General features: G+C 65.3%; 18 protein-coding genes. 10 read left to right on the top strand and 8 right to left on the bottom strand.

The window, feature by feature from the left end:
• The first annotated feature begins 3 nt into the window (after positions 1-3).
• Positions 4-387 carry a DUF4112 domain-containing protein gene (locus ACQ651_RS02335; RefSeq protein ID WP_430448115.1) on the top strand — a complete coding sequence of 128 codons (384 nt, stop codon included), beginning with the start codon at positions 4-6 and terminating at the stop codon, positions 385-387.
• Here ACQ651_RS02335 and ndk read toward each other — a convergent pair.
• Positions 384-806 (bottom strand): nucleoside-diphosphate kinase, encoded by a 423-nt coding sequence (gene ndk, locus ACQ651_RS02330; RefSeq protein WP_375550351.1) that lies wholly within the window; start codon positions 804-806, stop codon positions 384-386. The genes ACQ651_RS02335 and ndk overlap by 4 nt on opposite strands.
• Before the next feature lie 103 nt (positions 807-909).
• Here ndk and ACQ651_RS02325 point away from each other — a divergent pair, with 103 nt between their 5' ends.
• Genes ACQ651_RS02325 through ACQ651_RS02315 form a run of 3 tightly spaced genes read left to right on the top strand, consistent with a single transcriptional unit; the run spans position 910 to position 4,040 of the window.
• Positions 910-2,763, top strand: coding sequence for an ABC-F family ATP-binding cassette domain-containing protein (locus ACQ651_RS02325; RefSeq protein ID WP_375550352.1), 1,854 nt, complete (start codon positions 910-912; stop codon positions 2,761-2,763).
• A 36-nt stretch (positions 2,764-2,799) separates the two neighbouring features.
• Positions 2,800-3,417 carry a MarC family protein gene (locus ACQ651_RS02320; protein WP_227284025.1) on the top strand — a complete coding sequence of 206 codons (618 nt, stop codon included), beginning with the start codon at positions 2,800-2,802 and terminating at the stop codon, positions 3,415-3,417.
• A gap of 41 nt (positions 3,418-3,458) precedes the next feature.
• Positions 3,459-4,040, top strand: coding sequence for a retropepsin-like aspartic protease family protein (locus ACQ651_RS02315; protein WP_227284026.1), 582 nt, complete (start codon positions 3,459-3,461; stop codon positions 4,038-4,040).
• A 43-nt stretch (positions 4,041-4,083) separates the two neighbouring features.
• Here the strand turns inward: ACQ651_RS02315 and ACQ651_RS02310 are convergent, their stop codons facing one another.
• On the bottom strand, positions 4,084-4,548 hold the full coding sequence (locus ACQ651_RS02310) for a DNA polymerase III subunit chi (RefSeq protein ID WP_430448113.1): 465 nt from the start codon (positions 4,546-4,548) through the stop codon (positions 4,084-4,086).
• A 3-nt stretch (positions 4,549-4,551) separates the two neighbouring features.
• Entirely contained in the window at positions 4,552-6,018 is a 1,467-nt protein-coding gene (locus ACQ651_RS02305) for a leucyl aminopeptidase (protein WP_430448111.1), read from the bottom strand.
• A 141-nt stretch (positions 6,019-6,159) separates the two neighbouring features.
• Between ACQ651_RS02305 and lptF the strand changes: the two genes are divergently transcribed.
• Genes lptF through pdxA form a run of 5 tightly spaced genes read left to right on the top strand, consistent with a single transcriptional unit; the run spans position 6,160 to position 12,770 of the window.
• Positions 6,160-7,278: an LPS export ABC transporter permease LptF gene (gene lptF / locus ACQ651_RS02300; protein ID WP_227284029.1), complete on the top strand. Its 1,119-nt coding sequence runs from the start codon at positions 6,160-6,162 to the stop codon at positions 7,276-7,278.
• Positions 7,275-8,372, top strand: a complete 1,098-nt coding sequence (gene lptG / locus ACQ651_RS02295; protein WP_227284030.1) for an LPS export ABC transporter permease LptG — start codon at positions 7,275-7,277, stop codon at positions 8,370-8,372. Before lptF ends, lptG begins: the two co-directional genes overlap by 4 nt.
• On the top strand, positions 8,369-10,513 hold the full coding sequence (locus tag ACQ651_RS02290) for an LPS-assembly protein LptD (protein ID WP_430448109.1): 2,145 nt from the start codon (positions 8,369-8,371) through the stop codon (positions 10,511-10,513). The genes lptG and ACQ651_RS02290 overlap by 4 nt, the downstream gene beginning before the upstream one ends.
• 35 nt (positions 10,514-10,548) lie before the next feature.
• Positions 10,549-11,796 carry a peptidylprolyl isomerase gene (locus ACQ651_RS02285; RefSeq protein WP_430448107.1) on the top strand — a complete coding sequence of 416 codons (1,248 nt, stop codon included), beginning with the start codon at positions 10,549-10,551 and terminating at the stop codon, positions 11,794-11,796.
• On the top strand, positions 11,793-12,770 hold the full coding sequence (gene pdxA / locus ACQ651_RS02280) for a 4-hydroxythreonine-4-phosphate dehydrogenase PdxA (RefSeq protein ID WP_430448106.1): 978 nt from the start codon (positions 11,793-11,795) through the stop codon (positions 12,768-12,770). Before ACQ651_RS02285 ends, pdxA begins: the two co-directional genes overlap by 4 nt.
• 45 nt (positions 12,771-12,815) lie before the next feature.
• On the opposite strand, the gene ACQ651_RS02275 is transcribed toward pdxA, so the two are convergent.
• From ACQ651_RS02275 to ACQ651_RS02260, 4 genes are read right to left on the bottom strand one after another with little or no spacing between them, the layout of a single operon-like run.
• On the bottom strand, positions 12,816-14,030 hold the full coding sequence (locus ACQ651_RS02275; protein WP_430448105.1) for a phospholipase D-like domain-containing protein: 1,215 nt from the start codon (positions 14,028-14,030) through the stop codon (positions 12,816-12,818).
• Positions 14,017-14,547, bottom strand: coding sequence for a phospholipase D-like domain-containing protein (locus tag ACQ651_RS02270; protein ID WP_430448103.1), 531 nt, complete (start codon positions 14,545-14,547; stop codon positions 14,017-14,019). Before ACQ651_RS02270 ends, ACQ651_RS02275 begins: the two co-directional genes overlap by 14 nt.
• On the bottom strand, positions 14,540-14,872 hold the full coding sequence (locus ACQ651_RS02265; RefSeq protein ID WP_430448102.1) for a hypothetical protein: 333 nt from the start codon (positions 14,870-14,872) through the stop codon (positions 14,540-14,542). Before ACQ651_RS02265 ends, ACQ651_RS02270 begins: the two co-directional genes overlap by 8 nt.
• A gap of 23 nt (positions 14,873-14,895) precedes the next feature.
• Positions 14,896-15,342: a hypothetical protein gene (locus ACQ651_RS02260; RefSeq protein WP_430448100.1), complete on the bottom strand. Its 447-nt coding sequence runs from the start codon at positions 15,340-15,342 to the stop codon at positions 14,896-14,898.
• A gap of 167 nt (positions 15,343-15,509) precedes the next feature.
• Between ACQ651_RS02260 and rsmA the strand changes: the two genes are divergently transcribed.
• On the top strand, positions 15,510-16,352 hold the full coding sequence (gene rsmA / locus ACQ651_RS02255; RefSeq protein WP_430448099.1) for a 16S rRNA (adenine(1518)-N(6)/adenine(1519)-N(6))-dimethyltransferase RsmA: 843 nt from the start codon (positions 15,510-15,512) through the stop codon (positions 16,350-16,352).
• A gap of 8 nt (positions 16,353-16,360) precedes the next feature.
• On the opposite strand, the gene ACQ651_RS02250 is transcribed toward rsmA, so the two are convergent.
• The gene (locus ACQ651_RS02250; protein WP_375550361.1) at positions 16,361-16,963 is read right to left on the bottom strand and encodes a DUF4167 domain-containing protein; all 603 of its coding nucleotides are present in this window, start codon (positions 16,961-16,963) and stop codon (positions 16,361-16,363) included.
• Positions 16,964-17,034 lie beyond the last annotated feature (71 nt).

Here is a 17,034-nt window from a genome sequence, read left to right as displayed (position 1 = left end):
CGGATGCCCGCAGATATTGGCAAACTCGATCGGTTGGCCGCGCAGATGGACGCGGCCTTCCGCATTCCCGGCACCGGCATCCGCATCGGTCTGGACAGTCTGATCGGGCTGATCCCCGGGGTCGGCGACGGGCTGGCCGTCGCGCCTGCCATCTACATCATCACCCAGGCCCGCAACATGGGCGCGCCGTGGTATCTGATCGGCCGGATGGCCATGAATACCGGTATCGATCTTGCTATCGGAGCGATCCCGCTTGTGGGTGACATCTTCGATGTCGGCTTCAAGGCCAACAAGCGCAATGTGGCCCTCCTGAAAGAGCATCTGGAAAAAGAAAAACGGCGGTCCGTTCAGACCGCCGCTCAGAAGCCGCACCGGATGGAAGCCTAGCCGACCAGTTCAAGACCCGAGAAGAAATAGGCGATTTCCTCTTTCGCCGTTTCAGGCGCGTCGGAGCCATGGACCGAGTTCTCACCGATCGACAGCGCGAACTCCTTGCGGATCGTGCCATCGGCCGCCTCCGCGGGGTTGGTCGCGCCCATCACTTCGCGGTTCTTCGCAATCGCATTCTCGCCTTCCAGAACCTGCACCACGATCGGCTCGGACGACATGAACTCGCACAGCTCGTCATAGAACGGGCGTTCCTTGTGCACCGCGTAGAACACGCCCGCCTGCGCCTTGGTCAGGTGGATGCGCTTGGAGGCGATGACACGCAGGCCCGCCTCCTCGAACTTGGCGGTGATCGCGCCGGTCAGATTGCGCTTGGTGGCATCGGGTTTGATGATCGAAAAGGTCCGTTCCAGGGCCATGGGTCTTGCTCCAAGTTTAAGGTTTGGCGCGCCTCTAGCATGGGGGCCCGGGCTTGGAAAGCCGCCGATTGACACCGGCGCAACGCTCCGCCACACCGCGCCCATGCTACGAATTGCCGAGATATCCTATTCCATTGCTGGCCGACCCCTGCTTGAAGGGGCCTCGGCCTCCATACCGGCGGGTCACAAGGTGGGTATCGTGGGCCGGAACGGGACCGGCAAGACCACGCTTTTCCGTCTGATCCGCGGGGAACTGGTGCTGGATGGCGGCGCGATTACCCTGCCCGAGCGCGCCCGCATCGGCGGCGTCGCGCAGGAAGTCCCCTCCTCCGAAACCTCGTTGCTGGACACCGTGCTGGAGGCCGATACCGAACGCGCGCAACTGATGGCCGAGGCGGACACCGCGCAGGATGCGGGCCGGATCGCCGAGATACAGACCCGGCTTGCCGATATCGACGCATGGTCGGCGGAGGCGCGGGCGGCCACGATCCTGAAGGGACTGGGTTTCACCGATGCCGAACAGCATATGCCCTGCTCCGCCTTTTCGGGCGGGTGGCGGATGCGCGTGGCCCTGGCGGGGGTTCTGTTCTCGGCCCCCGACCTGCTGCTGCTGGATGAACCGACAAACTATCTGGATCTCGAAGGCGCGCTCTGGCTGGAAAGCTATCTGGCCAAATACCCGCATACCGTGCTGATCATCTCTCACGACCGGGAGCTTCTGAACCGCGCCGTGGGCCACATCCTGCATCTCGCCGACCGGAAGCTGACCCTTTACACCGGCGGCTACGACATCTTTGCGCGCACGCGGGCCGAAAAACGCGCGGTGCAGGCGGCAGAGGCCAAGAAGCAGGAGGCCCGCCGCGCCCATCTGCAAAGCTTCGTCGACCGCTTCAAGGCCAAGGCCAGCAAGGCGAAACAGGCCCAGTCCCGGGTGAAGATGCTGGAGCGGATGGACACGATCCGGATGCCCGAAGACGCCGCGCGCACCGTGTTCACCTTTCCCAGGCCCGAGGATCTGTCGCCGCCCATCGTGCAACTGGACGGTGTAGCCGTCGGATATGACGGCCCCCCGGTGCTGAAACGGCTGAACCTGCGGATCGATCAGGACGACCGTATCGCGCTTCTGGGCCGGAACGGCGAAGGCAAATCCACGCTCTCCAAGCTGCTGGCGGGGAAACTCAAGGCCTCCGAAGGTCGAAAAACCCAGTCCTCCAAACTGCGCGTGGGCTATTTCGCGCAACATCAGGTGGACGAGTTGCATATCGATGAAACGCCGCTTCAGCATATCCAGCGCGAGCGGCCCACGGAAATGCAGTCCAAGCTGCGGGCCCGGCTGGCCGGGTTCGGGCTTGGCCCCGATCAGGCCGATACCGAGGTGGCCCGCCTGTCCGGCGGGCAGAAGGCGCGGCTGTCGCTGCTGCTGGCAACCATCGATGCGCCCCATATGCTGATCCTGGACGAACCCACGAACCACTTGGATATCGAAAGCCGCGAGGCGCTGGTCGAGGCGCTGACCGCCTATTCCGGCGCCGTCATTCTCGTTTCGCACGACATGCACCTGCTGAGCATGGTCGCCGACCGGTTGTGGCTGGTGAAAGATGGCAGTGTGGCGCCCTATACCGAGGATCTCGAAGCGTATCGCAGGATGCTCCTGCAAGGCGACGAGAAACCGCCGAAGCCCGACAAACCGAGGCCGAAGCGCCCCAGCCACGCGCAGATGCAGGATCTTCGGGCCGAACTGAGAAAGGCCGACGCGCGGGTGGAGAAGCTCAACCAGATGCGCGACAAGCTGGCCACCAAACTGGCGGATCCCGCCCTCTATGAAGATGGCCGCAAGGGTGAGCTGGACACATGGCAGAAGAAGTATGCCGAGGTGATGGACGGGCTCGACCGGGCGGAAGCCTTGTGGATGGCCGCGCAGGAGCGGATCGAAAAAGCCGAAGAGGCCGCCGAATGACACCGGCACCCGCAAAATCGCTGCAGGGCTAGGGCGATGGATTTTTCCACCGCCATCCCCGCGTTCGTGGCGCTTTTCGTCATCATCGACCCGATCGGCATGGCCCCGCTTTTCGTGGCGCTGACCCAGGGCATGACCACCCGGGCGCGCCGCGGCATCGCGATCCGCGCCTGTCTCGTGGCGGTGGCGCTGCTAACGCTTTTCGGACTGGCCGGGGAGGCCGTGCTGAATTTCCTCGGCATCTCGATGCCCGCCTTTCGGATGGCCGGCGGCATCTTGCTGTTTCTGACGGCGCTCGACATGTTGTTCGAACGTCGCGCGCCCCGCCGTCAAGGGCAGGCGGATGCCGCCCATCCCGAAGATCCGTCGGTGTTTCCGCTGGCCATACCGCTGATCGCCGGGCCCGGGTCGATCACCACGATGATCCTACTGGCGGGCGAGCCCGGCACCGATACGCTTCATATCGCGATGATCCACGGGGTCATGGTGCTGGTGCTGCTGTGCGTCTTCGTGCTGTTTCTGCTGGCCAGCCCGCTGGAGCGCCTGCTGGGGCCGGTCGGCATCAATGTGGTGACCCGTATTCTGGGCATGTTGCTGGCCGCGCTTTCGGTGCAGTTCGTGATCGACGGTTTCCGCGATCTGCAGGTGATTTGAGCGCCGAAGCCCCTATATCAGGGGCGAATGGAGGGTCGCGCATGAGCGGAGATCAAATCGCCTCATTTATCTATCTGGGGCTCTTCGGCACGGTTATCGCCGGATACTTTCTGGTCGCGAACCGGCACCAGATGGGCAAGATGGCGCAGCAGGCCGCGATCTGGGTGTTCATCTTCCTGGGCGCGATCGTGGCGGTCGGCGTCTGGGGCGACATCCGCGGCACGGTTCTGCCCCGGCAATCGACCGCGCTGGATGGTGCCGTGATCGAGGTGCCGCGCGCGCCTGACGGGCATTACTATCTGATGCTGGACATCAACGAGACCCCGGTGCGCTTCGTCGTCGACACGGGCGCATCGGATATGGTGCTGACCCGGCAGGACGCGGTGCGCGTCGGGGTCGACATGGACCGCCTCGTCTTCTCGGGCCGCGCGATGACGGCGAACGGTCTGGTGGAAACCGCCCCCGTGCGTCTGGATCAGGTGGCCCTTGGCGGGGTGGTGGAAACGGATGTGCCTGCGGTGGTGAATTCGGGGGCCATGGCCGAAAGCCTGCTTGGGATGACCTATCTCAACCGCTTCGACCGGATCGAGATCACCGGCGGGGAGCTGGTTCTGACCCGCTGAACATTGCCGGGCGGATGGCCAGGCAACGCCGGGGCCCGGGCGATCAGGTGCCGCTTTCGGCTTTCATCTCCCAGGCGCCGCTTTCTTCGGACCAGTATCGGGCGGCGCAGCCCGCAGTTGTGAGCGTCTTCCATTGCTCCCGTGCCTGCTGCACCGCGCCCGGATCGTGCCCATCGAACAGGATGCAGACGCGGTCCAGCGCCGCAACCTCCTCGGCCTCGACGGGGGCACCCTCGACGCTCATCAGGCAGGTGGCGCCGTTGGGCATCTCGGTCAAGGTCGTCAACAGGATCGGTTGCTCCGCGTCATGATCACCGCCGGCGCGCCCATGGGGCAAAAACCCGTCCTCCGGGCGCAGCCAGAGCAGATCGTCCAGCCGCTCCACCATCGCATCGGTCCGGGCGCGCACCGCCACCCGCCAGCCCGCCCCGCGCGCCTTGCCCGCCAGACTGGCCAGCGTCTCTTCAAGCGGGCGCCGGGTCAGATGGTAGAAATAGGCATCCCCCAAGCGTCAGCCCTCGTAGCGGTCGCGGATCAGCCGGTCGAGCGCCAGCACGCCCCAGCCGGTCGCCCCTTTGGGCGCCAGTGCCGTGTCCGATTTCACGCTGGCCACGCCCGCGATGTCCAGATGGATCCACGGGGTCTCGTCCTTCACGAACCGCTTCAGGAACTGCGCCGCCGTGATCGAGCCGGCCGGGCGGCCGCCGACATTCTTCATATCAGCCACTTCCGATTTCAGCATCTTGTCATACGCCTCCCCCAAGGGCATCCGCCAGGCCCCTTCGCCCTCCGCTTCGGCCGCCTTGAGAAACGCGTTGCAGAACCCGTCGTCATTGGAGAACACGCCGGCGTTTTCATGACCCAGACCGATGATGATCGCGCCCGTCAGCGTTGCCAGATCGACCATCGCGGAAGGGGCAAACCGATCCTGCGCGTACCACATGACATCGGCCAGAACCAACCGCCCCTCGGCATCGGTGTTGATCACTTCGATCGTGTCGCCCTTCATGGATCTGACCACATCGCCGGGGCGCTGCGCATTCGGCCCGGGCATGTTTTCGACAAGTCCGACCAGCCCCACCACATTGGCCTTCGCCTTGCGCAGGGCCAGCGCGCGCATCACCCCCGAGACGACACCCGCGCCGCCCATGTCCATCGTCATATCTTCCATGCCTGCCGCCGGCTTGAGGCTGATCCCGCCGGTGTCGAACACCACCCCCTTGCCGACCAGCGCCAGCGGCGGCTCCTTCCCGCCGCCCTTCCACTGCATCACCACGATCTTGGAGGGTGCATCGCTGCCCTGCCCCACCCCCAAAAGCGCACCCATGCCGAGCTTTTTCATGTCGGCCTCTTCCAGGATTTCGACCTCAAGGCCGATTTCCTGCATCGCGGCCAGCCGGGCGGCGAAATCATCGGTGGTCAGCACATTGGCCGGTTCGCTGACCAGATCGCGTGTGAAAAACACGCCTTCCGCCAGTGCCATGGCCGGTTTGGCGGCGGCGGCCACCGCCTCGGGTTTGCTGCAGAAGATTGTGGCGGGGCCGGGTTTGGCGATTTCTTCGGTCTTGTGATCGGTGAAGCTGTAGGCCCGAAGCGCCAGCCCGAGCGAGACTTCCTCGATCCGGTTCAACGTGCCTGCCACCACCAGAAGCGGCTCGTCGCCCTTGAACTTGGCAAGGCTCGCGCCGGCCTTGCGTGCCAGCTCCGTCGACGGACGGCGCGGCAGTTTCAGGACCATCACCGCGCTGGCGAGAACCCCGGCGGGAAAGCCCATCACGAAGCCTTCGCCCTCCTTCACCTTGCTCCAGCCCTCCGCATCCAGCATCCGCGCGACCGCGCCCCGTGTCAGCCGGTTGGCGCGCCGGGCGCCGGCATCCATCTTGCCGTCCTCGGTGGCAAAGACCGCGATCTTTCCCTCGAATTCGCGCAAGGCGTCCAGGTCGGTTTCAGCAAAGGAAATGTCGATGGGGGTGGTCATACGGGGCCTCATGATGTTCGAGATTTGCCGCAGCTTAGGCGGGGCCGCGGAGGATGACCAGATGGGCCTGTTAACGGAGACGGGATTGCAGTAAAACCGGGTAAAAGACCAACGAACGACACTAGATGAGGGGCATGACCTGTGGGGCGGTACGACCGGTATATCCTGTCACAACTGCTGGTGTTGTTCGGCTTTTTCAGCCTTGTCCTGATATCCGTGTATTGGATCAACCGGGCGGTCGACCTGTTCGACTCGCTGATCGCCGATGGCCAGAACCTTGCCGTCTTTCTTGAATTCACCGCGCTCAGCCTGCCGCAGATCATGCTGACGGTGCTACCGGTTTCCGCATTCGTGGCCACGCTTTACATCTTCAACCGGATGATCGCCGAATCCGAACTCGTGGTTCTGCAGACCGCCGGCATGGGTGTGATCCGGCTGTTGCGGCCCGTGGCGCTGTTCGGGCTGCTGCTGGCGGTTCTGGTCGGCATTCTGGCCAATGTGCTGGCGCCCGCCGCCCGCGGCCAGTTCAACGAGCGCAGCGCCGAGGTCACCCAGGACATGACCGGGCGACTTTTGCGCGAAGGGGAGTTCATCCACCCCACCGCCGGGCTGACCGTTTATATCCGGGAAATCACCGAACTGGGCGAGTTCCGGGATATCTTTCTGCAGGATCGCTCCAGCCTGGGTGCCGAAACCACTTACAACGCACGCAGGGCGCTTCTGGTCCGCGGCGAGGCCGGGCCGCGGCTGGTGATGTTCGACGGGATGGCACAGACCCGAACGGCCGCCGATCAGCGGCTTTCGATCGTGGAATTCGACGATTTCACCTATGACATCGCCGGTCTGATCGAGGCGCCGGACGCGCGGCGCTACGATCTGGGCGAGTTGTCCACGCCGGTTCTGCTGCGCGCCGATCCGGATTTCGCCACCGAACAGGGATTTGACCGCGCCGCCATGCAGTTCGAGGGGCACAGCCGGATCGCGCGCGCGCTCTTCGTCCTGCTGGTGCCGGCGATCGGGGCGGCCACCTTGATGCTCGGCTCCTTTTCCCGTTTCGGGGTCTGGCCGCAGATCCTGCTGGCGGTGGTTCTGATCATCCCGCTTCAGATGACGTGGAATGCGGCCGAAGCGCTGGCCCTCAGGGAGGGCGGGCAGATCCTGCTGATCTATCTGCAACCGCTTCTTGCACTTCTGATTGTCGCCGGGCTGACCCTTCGGGGAATGCGCGGGCCCCGCGTGCGACGGCGGGCGGCGGCATGATCCTGCATCTGTATATCGCGCGGCGCTTCCTGAGATCGTTCGCGATCGTGCTGGGGGTGTTCATCTCGATCCTGCTGCCCATCGATCTGGCCGAACAGTTGCGCCGGATCGGCAACCCCGAGGCCGGCCTGAACGCGGCGTTCCAGCTGGCGCTGCTTAATCTGCCCGGCACACTTTACGAGATGTTGCCGCTGTTCATCATGATCGCGACCCTGTTCCTGTTCCTCGGGCTTGCGCGGACCTCGGAACTGGTGGTCGTGCGGGCGGCGGGGCGTTCGGCCCTGCGCAGCACGATGTCGCCTGTGGTGGTGGCGGTCCTGCTGGGCGTCCTGGGGATCACCGTGCTCAACCCCATTGTCGCGGCGACGGAACGGCAATATTCGCAAAGCATCGCGCGCTTCCAGACCGGCGAAGAGCGCACGCTTTCGGTCAGCGCGGAGGGCTTGTGGCTGCGTCAGGGCAGCGAGGCAAGGCAGACCGTCATCCGTGCGGACAGATCCAATGCCGACGGCACGGTGCTGAGCAATGCCAGCTTCTTCGTGTTCGACGACCAGGGAACCATGCAGCGCCGGATCGATGCCGGGTCGGCACAGCTGGAACTGGGGGCATGGTCGCTTGAGAATGTGAAGATCTGGCCGCTCGCGGGCAGCGCCAACCCCGAGGCCGAGGCCGAAACGCTGGCCGCGCATACCCTGCCCTCCACCCTGACCCGCGAACAGATCCGTGACAGTTTCGGCAGCCCCACGACCGTTCCGATCTATGAACTGCCCGGTTTCATCCGGCAGCTGAACCGCGCGGGCTTTGCCGCGCTTCAGCATCGGGTCTGGCTTCAGATGGAGTTGAGCAATCCGCTGATGCTGGCCGCGATGGTGCTGATCGCGGCAGGGTTCACGATGCGGCACACGCGGTTCGGAAAGACCGGCGTCATGGTCCTGTCGGCGATCCTGCTGGGGTTCGGGGTGTTTTTCATCCGCAGCTTCGCACAGGTTCTGGGCGAGACCGGCCAGCTTCCGATTTCTGTCGTCGCCTGGACGCCGCCCCTGGCCGCAATTCTTCTGGCGCTCGGCCTTTTGCTTCATACGGAGGATGGATGAGCCCGCTGCGCGCCCTTCTCCTGGCCCTGTCCTTGTTCGCAGCCGCGCTTGGCGCCACCGGGGCCGACGCCCAGCCCACGGACCCGATGCCCGCCACCCTGATCGCGGACAGCATCGAGTTCGACGGCGCTAGCCAGGTCGTCGAGGCCACCGGCAATGTCGAGGTGTTTTATCAGGGCAGCCGGATGCGGGCCCAGTCCGTGCGCTACGACGGTGTGAACGACACGATGGTCGTGCAAGGCCCGCTCAGCGTGATCGAAGCCAACGGGCGCACCGTTTTCTTCGCCGAGTTCGCCCAGTTGTCGGCGGATATGCAAAGCGGCATTCTGCAATCCGCGCGGCTGGTGCTGGACCGGCAACTGCAGATCGCGGCAACCGAGATCAACCGGACGGAGGGGCGGTATACGCAGCTTTACCAGACCGTCGCCTCCTCCTGCGAGATCTGCGCGAACAACCCGATCCCGCTTTGGGAGATCCGCGCCCGGCGGATCGTGCATGATCAACTGGAGCGGCAGTTATACTTCGAGGGGGCGCAGTTCCGGGCGCTTGGCATCCCGCTTGCCTATATCCCCCGCCTGCGCCTGCCCGACCCGACGCTGGAGCGCGCCACCGGCTTTCTCGCCCCTTCGATCGGCGGCGACGATCTGATCGGCACCGGCATCCGCCTGCCCTATTTCATCGAACTGGGCGACCATGCCGATCTGACGCTGACGCCGTTTCTGACGCTTGGCCAGAGCCAAAGCATCGAGGCGCGCTATCGCCAGGCATTTCGCAACGGGTTTGTCGAGGTCGATGGGGCGCTGACCTGGGATGATCTGACAGATGACGACCAGCGCGGATATGTCTTTGCCGAAGGCACATTCGACCTGCCCCGCGATTTCCAGCTCGATTTCGGGCTGCAAGGCGTCACCGACCGGAGTTATCTTCTCGCCTATGGCTATTCCGATGAGGACCGGCTGCGAAGCCACCTCACCTTCAGCCGGGCCCGCCGGGATGAGTATATCGAAGGCGGATTTACCTATTTCACCTCGCTGCGCGACGGCGACGACAACCGCATCCTGCCGAACCGGGCGCTGAATGCGGAGTATACCCGACGCTACACGCCCGCGGGGCTTGGCGGCATCGCGTCCCTCAGCTTCAGTACCCATGCCCATTACCGCGTCGATGACACCGATATGATTGGCCGCGATGTCGGGCGCGTGACGGCAAGTGCAGACTGGCGCCGCGATTGGGTGCTGCCCGCCGGGCTCCTTCTCGCCGTCGAAACGGAGGTTTACGCCGACTATTACAACATCCGGGAAGACAGCGGCTTTCCGGATCAGGAAACCCGGATCGCCCCCTTTGCCGCCGTCGAACTGCGCTGGCCATGGGCCATGACCAGCGAGCGCGGCGTGACCCATCTTATCGAGCCGACCGTGCAACTGGCCTGGAGCGAGGACGACACGGCGATGATCCCCAATGAGGACAGCGCGGTGGTGGAATTCGACGAGGCAAATCTTTTTTCGCTCAACCGGTTCCCGGGCAACGACGCCCGCGAAACCGGACAGCGGCTGAATATCGGCGTGACCTATACGCGGACCGACCCGCTTGGCTGGTCACTCGGCGTTACGGTAGGCCGGGTCTTCCGCGAAGGGGATTTCGGGCCTTTCACGCCGGGCTCGGGGCTGGACGGGCGCCAATCCGACTGGCTGCTTTCTGCCAATCTGGGCCTCGGGCAGGATCTGAGTGTGATGAACCGGATGCTGTTCGACGATGCGTTCGATTTCACCTCCAACGAGCTTGCCGTCTCCTGGACCGGGGAGGCACACGGCCTCACCTCCCGCTTCACTTGGCTACGGGCCGACCCGGCCGAGGGCCGCCCGCTGGATATGGCCGAATGGTCCTTCGATGCCCGCTATGATTTCGAGAATGCTTGGGCCGCGGCCGTCGATTGGCGCTATGATTTCGTCACCGACGAACCGACGCGGGCCGGGCTGGCGTTGAGCTATGCAACGGAATGCGTTGATGTGGAGTTTTCCCTCTCGCGCCGCTTCACCTCCTCGGCTACGTTGGAGCCGTCAACCGAATTGGGCCTGACTGTCGCGCTGAATGGCTTTGGCGCTACGCGGGATGGCCGCCGCTACGATCGCAGCTGCCGCTGACCGGAACTGCGCAACAGGATAACGGACAAGAAACGATGAGCATGCGAGCAAAACAGTTTTCACGGCCCGATTGGATCGCCCTGGTCATCGCCGGCGCCCTGTCCCTGACTGCCGCGCTGGCGCCTGTCGCCACAAACGCGCAGCAAAGCCCCTTCACGGCCGCGATCACCGTCAACGACCGCGCGGTGACCTATTACGAGATCGAGCAACGCCGCCGGTTTCTGGAGCTTCTGAACGCCCCCGGCGATCTGGAAGAGACAGCCCGCGAGGACCTCGTCAATGAACGTCTGCAGGCTCAAGCCAGCGAAAGGCTCGGTCTGACCGCCTCGGCCGAGGAGATCGAGGAGGGGATGGCCGAATTCACCGCGCGCGCCAATCTGGAACCCGAACAGTTCATTCAGGCGATCGCGGCCGAAGGTGTTTCCGCCGAAACATTCCGGGATTTCGTCGCGGCGGGCGTTACCTGGCGCAACGTGCTGCGCACCCGCTTCGGCCCGCGCGCACAGGTGACGGAGGAAGAGATCGACCGCGCGCTGACGCTGAGCGGATCCTCGCAGGGCGCACGCATCCTGCTGGCCGAACTGGTCATTCCGCTGACCCCGCAGAACCAGGAAGAAGCGAGGGCGCAGATCCAGCGGCTTTCCGAGACGCTGGATGGCGATGTGGCCGGATTTTCGGCCGCCGCGCGCCGGTTTTCGGCTGCCGGTACCGCACGGGCCGGCGGGTCGCTTGGCTGGCGGCCCCTGTCCAGCCTGCCGCCCGGATTGCGGTCTCTGGTGCTGACGCTTGGGCCGGGCGATGTGACCGAGCCGATTCCCTTTGGTCCGGCCATCGCGATCTTCCAGCTGCGAGATTTCGAAGAGACCGATTTCGTGACCCCGGTGATCACCGCCGTCGAATACGCAACGATCCCGATCGAGGGCGGACGCTCCGAAGACGCGCTTGCCGAGGCGCAGCGTCTGCGCAACGACGTGGATGTCTGCGACGACCTCTATGGTGCGCGCCCCGGCGGATTTACCCGGCAATCCCTGCCGATCGGGGACGTGCCGGCGGATGTATCGCTGGAACTGGCGAAGCTCGACGATAACGAGATGTCCTTTGGCATCACCCGCAACAACGGCCAGATCCTGCAGGTGCTGATGCTCTGCGGCCGCTCGACCGAACTGCCGGAAGGCGGCCGCGAAGAGGTACGCCAGGCCCTGTTCCAGCAGCGTCTGGAAAGCTATGCCGACGGGTTCCTGGCCGAGTTGCGGGCCGACGCGATCATCACGGAAGACGAATGAGCACTGCCCCCATCGCGTTGAGCTGTGGGGAGCCCGCGGGCATAGGGCCCGAAATCGCCGCCAAGGCCTGGGCCCGGCTCGGGGCCCGGTTGCCGTTTTTCGCGATTGGCGATCCAAAGCATCTGACCGGCCATGGCGCGCCGGTGGAGGTGATCCATGCCCCCGGCGACGCCACCCATATCTCGGGCCACGCGCTGCCGGTTCTGGCCCATGATTTCCCCGCCGCTGCCATACCCGGCAAACCCGACCCGGCCAATGCCCAGGCCGTGATCGACGCGATCGCCCGGGGTGTCGATCTGGTGATGCGGGGGGAGGCATCCGCGCTCTGCACCGCGCCGATCAACAAGAAGGCGCTGAAAGACGGGGCCGGGTTTTCCCATCCCGGCCATACGGAGTATCTGGCCCATCTGGCGGGCGTGCCCCGTGTGGTGATGATGCTGGCCTGCGACGCGCTGCGCGTGGTGCCGACCACCATCCACATCCCGCTGGCCAAGGTGCCGGGCGTCTTGGACCGCGCGCTCCTGATGGACACGATCCGCATCACCGAGGCGGCGCTGCGCCGGGATTTCGGTGTGGAGGCGCCGCGCATCGCCGTGGCCGGACTGAACCCCCATGCGGGCGAAGGCGGTACAATCGGCGCGGAGGAGACCGACCTGATCGCGCCCGTGATCGCCGCGCTGAAGGCCGAGGGCATGGCCATCACCGGCCCGCATTCCGCAGACACGATGTTTCATGATGCAGCCCGCGCGGGCTATGACGCGGCCATCGCCATGTATCACGATCAGGCCCTGATCCCGATCAAGACGCTGGATTTCTCGGGCGGCGTGAACGTCACCCTTGGCCTGCCCTTCATCCGCACGTCACCCGATCACGGCACGGCGTTCGACATCGCCGGCACGGGCCAGGCCGATGCCACCAGCCTGATCGCGGCCTTGCGGATGGCAGAGCAGATGGCAAGGGCGCGCGCCGCCTGAACCTGCCATCGACGAGGCTTGGCAGGCTGCATGAAGCGGGGGGGGTCAGGCGTCCGTCCCCAAGGCCCATAGGCCGTCGAACCGGTCATGCAGAGCAGTCGCCACCTCTTGCGAGGTGATCGCCACCGACATGTCGCGATAGCGAAAGTAGGACCCGGCGGTCCAGTTATGGGAGCCGACAACCGCCAGCCTGCGATCAATCGCGACCGTCTTGGAATGCATGAGAACCTCCTCCGGGTCGATCCGCACCGGCACGCCGCGCGACTTCAGGAATCCCGCCGCCTCCGCATTGATCACGCGGGACCGGTAGGGATCATCCTCCCGGTCCCGATCCAGCAGCACCCGGACGGCAACACCGGTGTCATGTGCCGACGCCAGCCGCTCCAGAAGCGCGCGGGTCGGGTGGGTCGGGCCGGGGAAAGCCATGAAGAACATGGCCACGTCGATCCGGTTTCGAGCCTCTTCAAGCAGGGTTTGCAGCCGCAGATAATAGGCGCCGTCTTCCAGCACCTCGATCTGGTCGCAGGCCTGCATCTGCGGAAGTGGCGTTGTGTCGCCCACCGGAAGATCATCGCGCGGACGCCCCGCCACGGTCGCCGGATGCGGATCCGCCGCCACGAACCCGGCCACCGCCTCCAGCATGCGGGCCAGACGGCGAGCGGGATCCGGTTCGGGAGAGAGGGCCAGCAGACGGGGAAGATCCGCATCCAGATCGCCCGAAACCCGCCCTCCCGACACTAGCGGGCCATCGAAGGACAGCATGAGGTTCAGCCGCTCCGCGCCGGCCGGCCCGATCCCGCTGACCCGCTCGGCAAGTTCGCTGGCGGAGGAGAAGGGCCCGCGCGCGCGGCGGTCGTTCAGAATGCGGGCGGCGGTTGCGGGCCCGATCACCGGCAGCGCGGCAAGCGTGTCGGCATCCGCGTGATTGACCTCCACGCGGGCGCGCGCGGTCAGCGTACGCTCCAACATCCCCGCAGCGGGGCCAAGATCGCAGCCCGGCAGATCCGTTCCATGCCCATGGCCGCGGCGCAGAAACCCGGCCACGGCCTCGGCCAGTAGCAGCCGCGCGGCCGCGGTGCAGTCGGCCCCGGACCATGGCTGCCCGGTGACCGGCAGGCCGCCCACATGCGCCAGAATGCCCGCCACAACCGGGCGCAGCAGATCGTCGCGCGCCGCCGCACCCTCAGGCGCCCCGGCGATCTGGCGCAGCCCGTCCAGCACATCCTTCGTCGTCACATCGTGCCAATCAATCCGGAACATCGAAACCCTCCGCGCCCGCTGTGGCCCATTGCGCGGCGAAGCGAGACAGCTGATAGGCCGCGAACACCGCCGAAGTGATCGCGACACTGTCCTGCCGCTGGCCCGTCAACGCACCGGGGGACCAGTTATGGGATCCCAGAAGCGTGACCCCGTCGGCCACCAACACCTTGGAATGGTTGGAGATCTGCTCGGTCGTCGCCACCATCCGGCACGGCAGGCCCAAAGAACGGGCCCGCGCCCGCGCCAGACGCGCCATATCCAGAATATCGCCATTCACGCGGGAGCCGCCCACGATCAGCCGTGCGTCCACCCCGCGCCATGCCGCCGCCGCCATCTCCTGCACCATGCCGTCCACGCGCAGATCGGTGTCGCCCGCCGGGTCCAGATCGACGATGAACAGGGTCGCAAGGCAGTATCCCCGCGACCGCCCGATCATGCCGCGCGCAACATCGCCATATGTGTCGTCGGGCACCAGAGCGGCCCCGGCGCCGGTGACGCCGAATACGGGATCAGCCATCCGATGCACCCTCCTGCGGCAGCGCGCGGGCCCGCGTCGACGCGATGAGATCGGGCGTTTCGGCCAACCAGACAAGCGCGTCGGCGCGCCGCGCCTCCTCCTCAGCGCGGGCGCTGGCGACCTCAAGACGATAGGCGGCCTGCACCAGCGCGGTCTGCGCGCCCAGCCACTGACTGCAATGCAGGGCCTCTTCGGCGCCTTCGATGAATTCCAGCCTGAGTTCGGCCAGCATCCGCATCAGCCCGGCGCGGGTATGGGTCTTGCGCGCGGCCGCATGGGTGGTCAGGGCCTCAATCTGATGCTCGTTCAGTTCTGCAAATGCCATCTGGAAAACTCCCTGTTCGCCGCCTAGCCCGATCCGCCCTCAAGCTCCTTCATCCGCAGATAAAGCAGGTAGTCTCCATAACCCGCCTTGCTGCCCTTGGGCTTGGCGTCTTTCAGCATCTTCTCGTAGTCCTTGTCGCGCTGCTTGCGCGCCTCCTTCTCCCATTCCTGTTTCTCCTTCTGCCTCTCCTCCCAGGCGCGCATCGCCAGATAGACAGACCGGTCAATGATGAGATCGCCCAGATCAGCGGCCGCGTCGGGCGCGCCCTGGGTGAAAAGATCAGGCGACAGCCGATAGCTCATCTTGTCGGGTTGAAGGATTGGGTCGGCCGCCGCATCGCGCTGCAGGTCGATCGGGCCGATCAGGGAGTCGTAGCTGGCAAGTGCATCGCCGATCCACGCCACGAAGGCGGAAAAGCGCTGATCTGGGGTGCTTGCGGACCACGCGTTTAGGAAATCACTTCGGGTCAACGAACCACATACCTCAAGAAATCACACTGAAAATCAAAGAGTTGTCGCGAAATATGGCAAGATTATACCACAATCCGCCTGCAAAAAACATGCCGCTGCCGCTCGACAAGGCCCGCCCTGCCCTGCGATGAGGGGGGGATGAGCCGAAATGACCGGATTTTCGCGAAATGAGCGGTATCGACACCCTGCCCCCGCTGCGCGAGGTCATCGCCGCCCATGGGTTGAGCGCACGGAAATCGCTTGGGCAGAACTTTCTGCTGGATCTGAATCTGACCGCGAAAATCGCCCGGTCCGCGGGCGATCTGACCGGCTGCGACGTTCTTGAGATCGGCCCCGGACCCGGCGGGCTGACGCGCGGATTGCTGGCCGAAGGTGCGCGCCGCGTGGTCGCGGTCGAAAAGGATGCCCGCTGCCTGCCGGCCTTGGCCGAGATCGCGGCGGCCTATCCCGGCCGGCTTGAGGTGCTGAATGCCGATGCGCTGGATCTGGACTGGGCCGCGCATCTGCAGCCCCCGGTCAAGATCGTCGCGAACCTGCCCTATAATGTGGGGACCGAATTGCTGGTGCGCTGGCTGACGCCGCCGGTCTGGCCCCCGCTATGGGACAGCCTGACCCTGATGTTCCAGCGCGAGGTTGCAGACCGGATCGTGGCCCGGCCCGGCGGCAAGGCCTATGGGCGGCTGGCCGTGCTGGCGCAATGGCGCTGCGACGCGCGGGTTGTGATGGGATTGCCGCCCGAAGCCTTCACACCGCCCCCCAAGGTCAGCTCCGCCGTGGTGCATCTGACCGCGCTGCCGCAGCCACGCTATCCCGCGGATCCGGATGTGCTGCAACGGGTCGTGGCCAAGGCCTTCAACCAGCGGCGCAAGATGCTGCGCGCCGCGCTCAAGGGGCTTGTCCCGGATATCGAGGCGCGGATTTTGGCCGCCGGGCTGACGCCCACGGATCGGGCCGAACAGGTTCCGATCGAGGGGTTCTGCGCGCTGGCCCGCCAGATCGCGGCGGGCTGAGCCCGGGCTTACTCGGCCGCTTCCTGAGGATTGCCCGGCTTCGGCTCGGACGCCTCTTGCGCCGGGGCGTCGCCTGCGCTGTCGGCATCGGTCTTGCGCGGGCGCCGGGCGCGGGTGCGTTTCGGCTTGCCGGTGCTTTCGGGCGTTTCCACAAGACCGCTATCGGCGGCAGATGCGGTGTCGATCACGTCGCCCAAGCCGGACTCCGACTGCGGAGCGTTGCGGGTGTCACCCTGATCGCCATCGTCGTTCCACGGCTGGCGCTGATCGCCCTGCTGGCCGTCGTCATTCCGCGGCGGGCGTTGATCGCGCTGCTGGTTCTGTTGATTCTGTTGCGCTTCCTGCGCCTCGCGCCGCGCATCCATCTCGCGCTGCGCTTCGCTCAGCATGCGGGTGTAATGCTCCGCATGCTGCTGGAAGTTCTCGGTCGCCACACGATCGTTGGAAAGCTGTGCATCGCGGGCAAGCTGGTTGTATTTGTCGATAATCTGCTGCGGGGTGCCGCGCACCTTGCCCTCGGGCCCCGAGCTGTCAAACACACGGTTGACGATATTGCCGACGGAACGGTTCCGGTTCCCCTTGGACCGCGAGCGGTTCTTCGATGATCTCATTGGTTTTTCTGTTCCAGTGTTCTGGTAGGGCCGCATCGGATCAGCCCCGTGCCGATCCCGTATACATGCGC

It is taken from the genome of Rhodophyticola sp. (genome assembly GCF_965284195.1).
Classification (GTDB): Bacteria; Pseudomonadota; Alphaproteobacteria; order Rhodobacterales; family Rhodobacteraceae; genus Rhodophyticola.
Note: the sequence above shows the minus strand (reverse complement) of the source record. Positions and strands in the feature narration are given on the sequence as shown.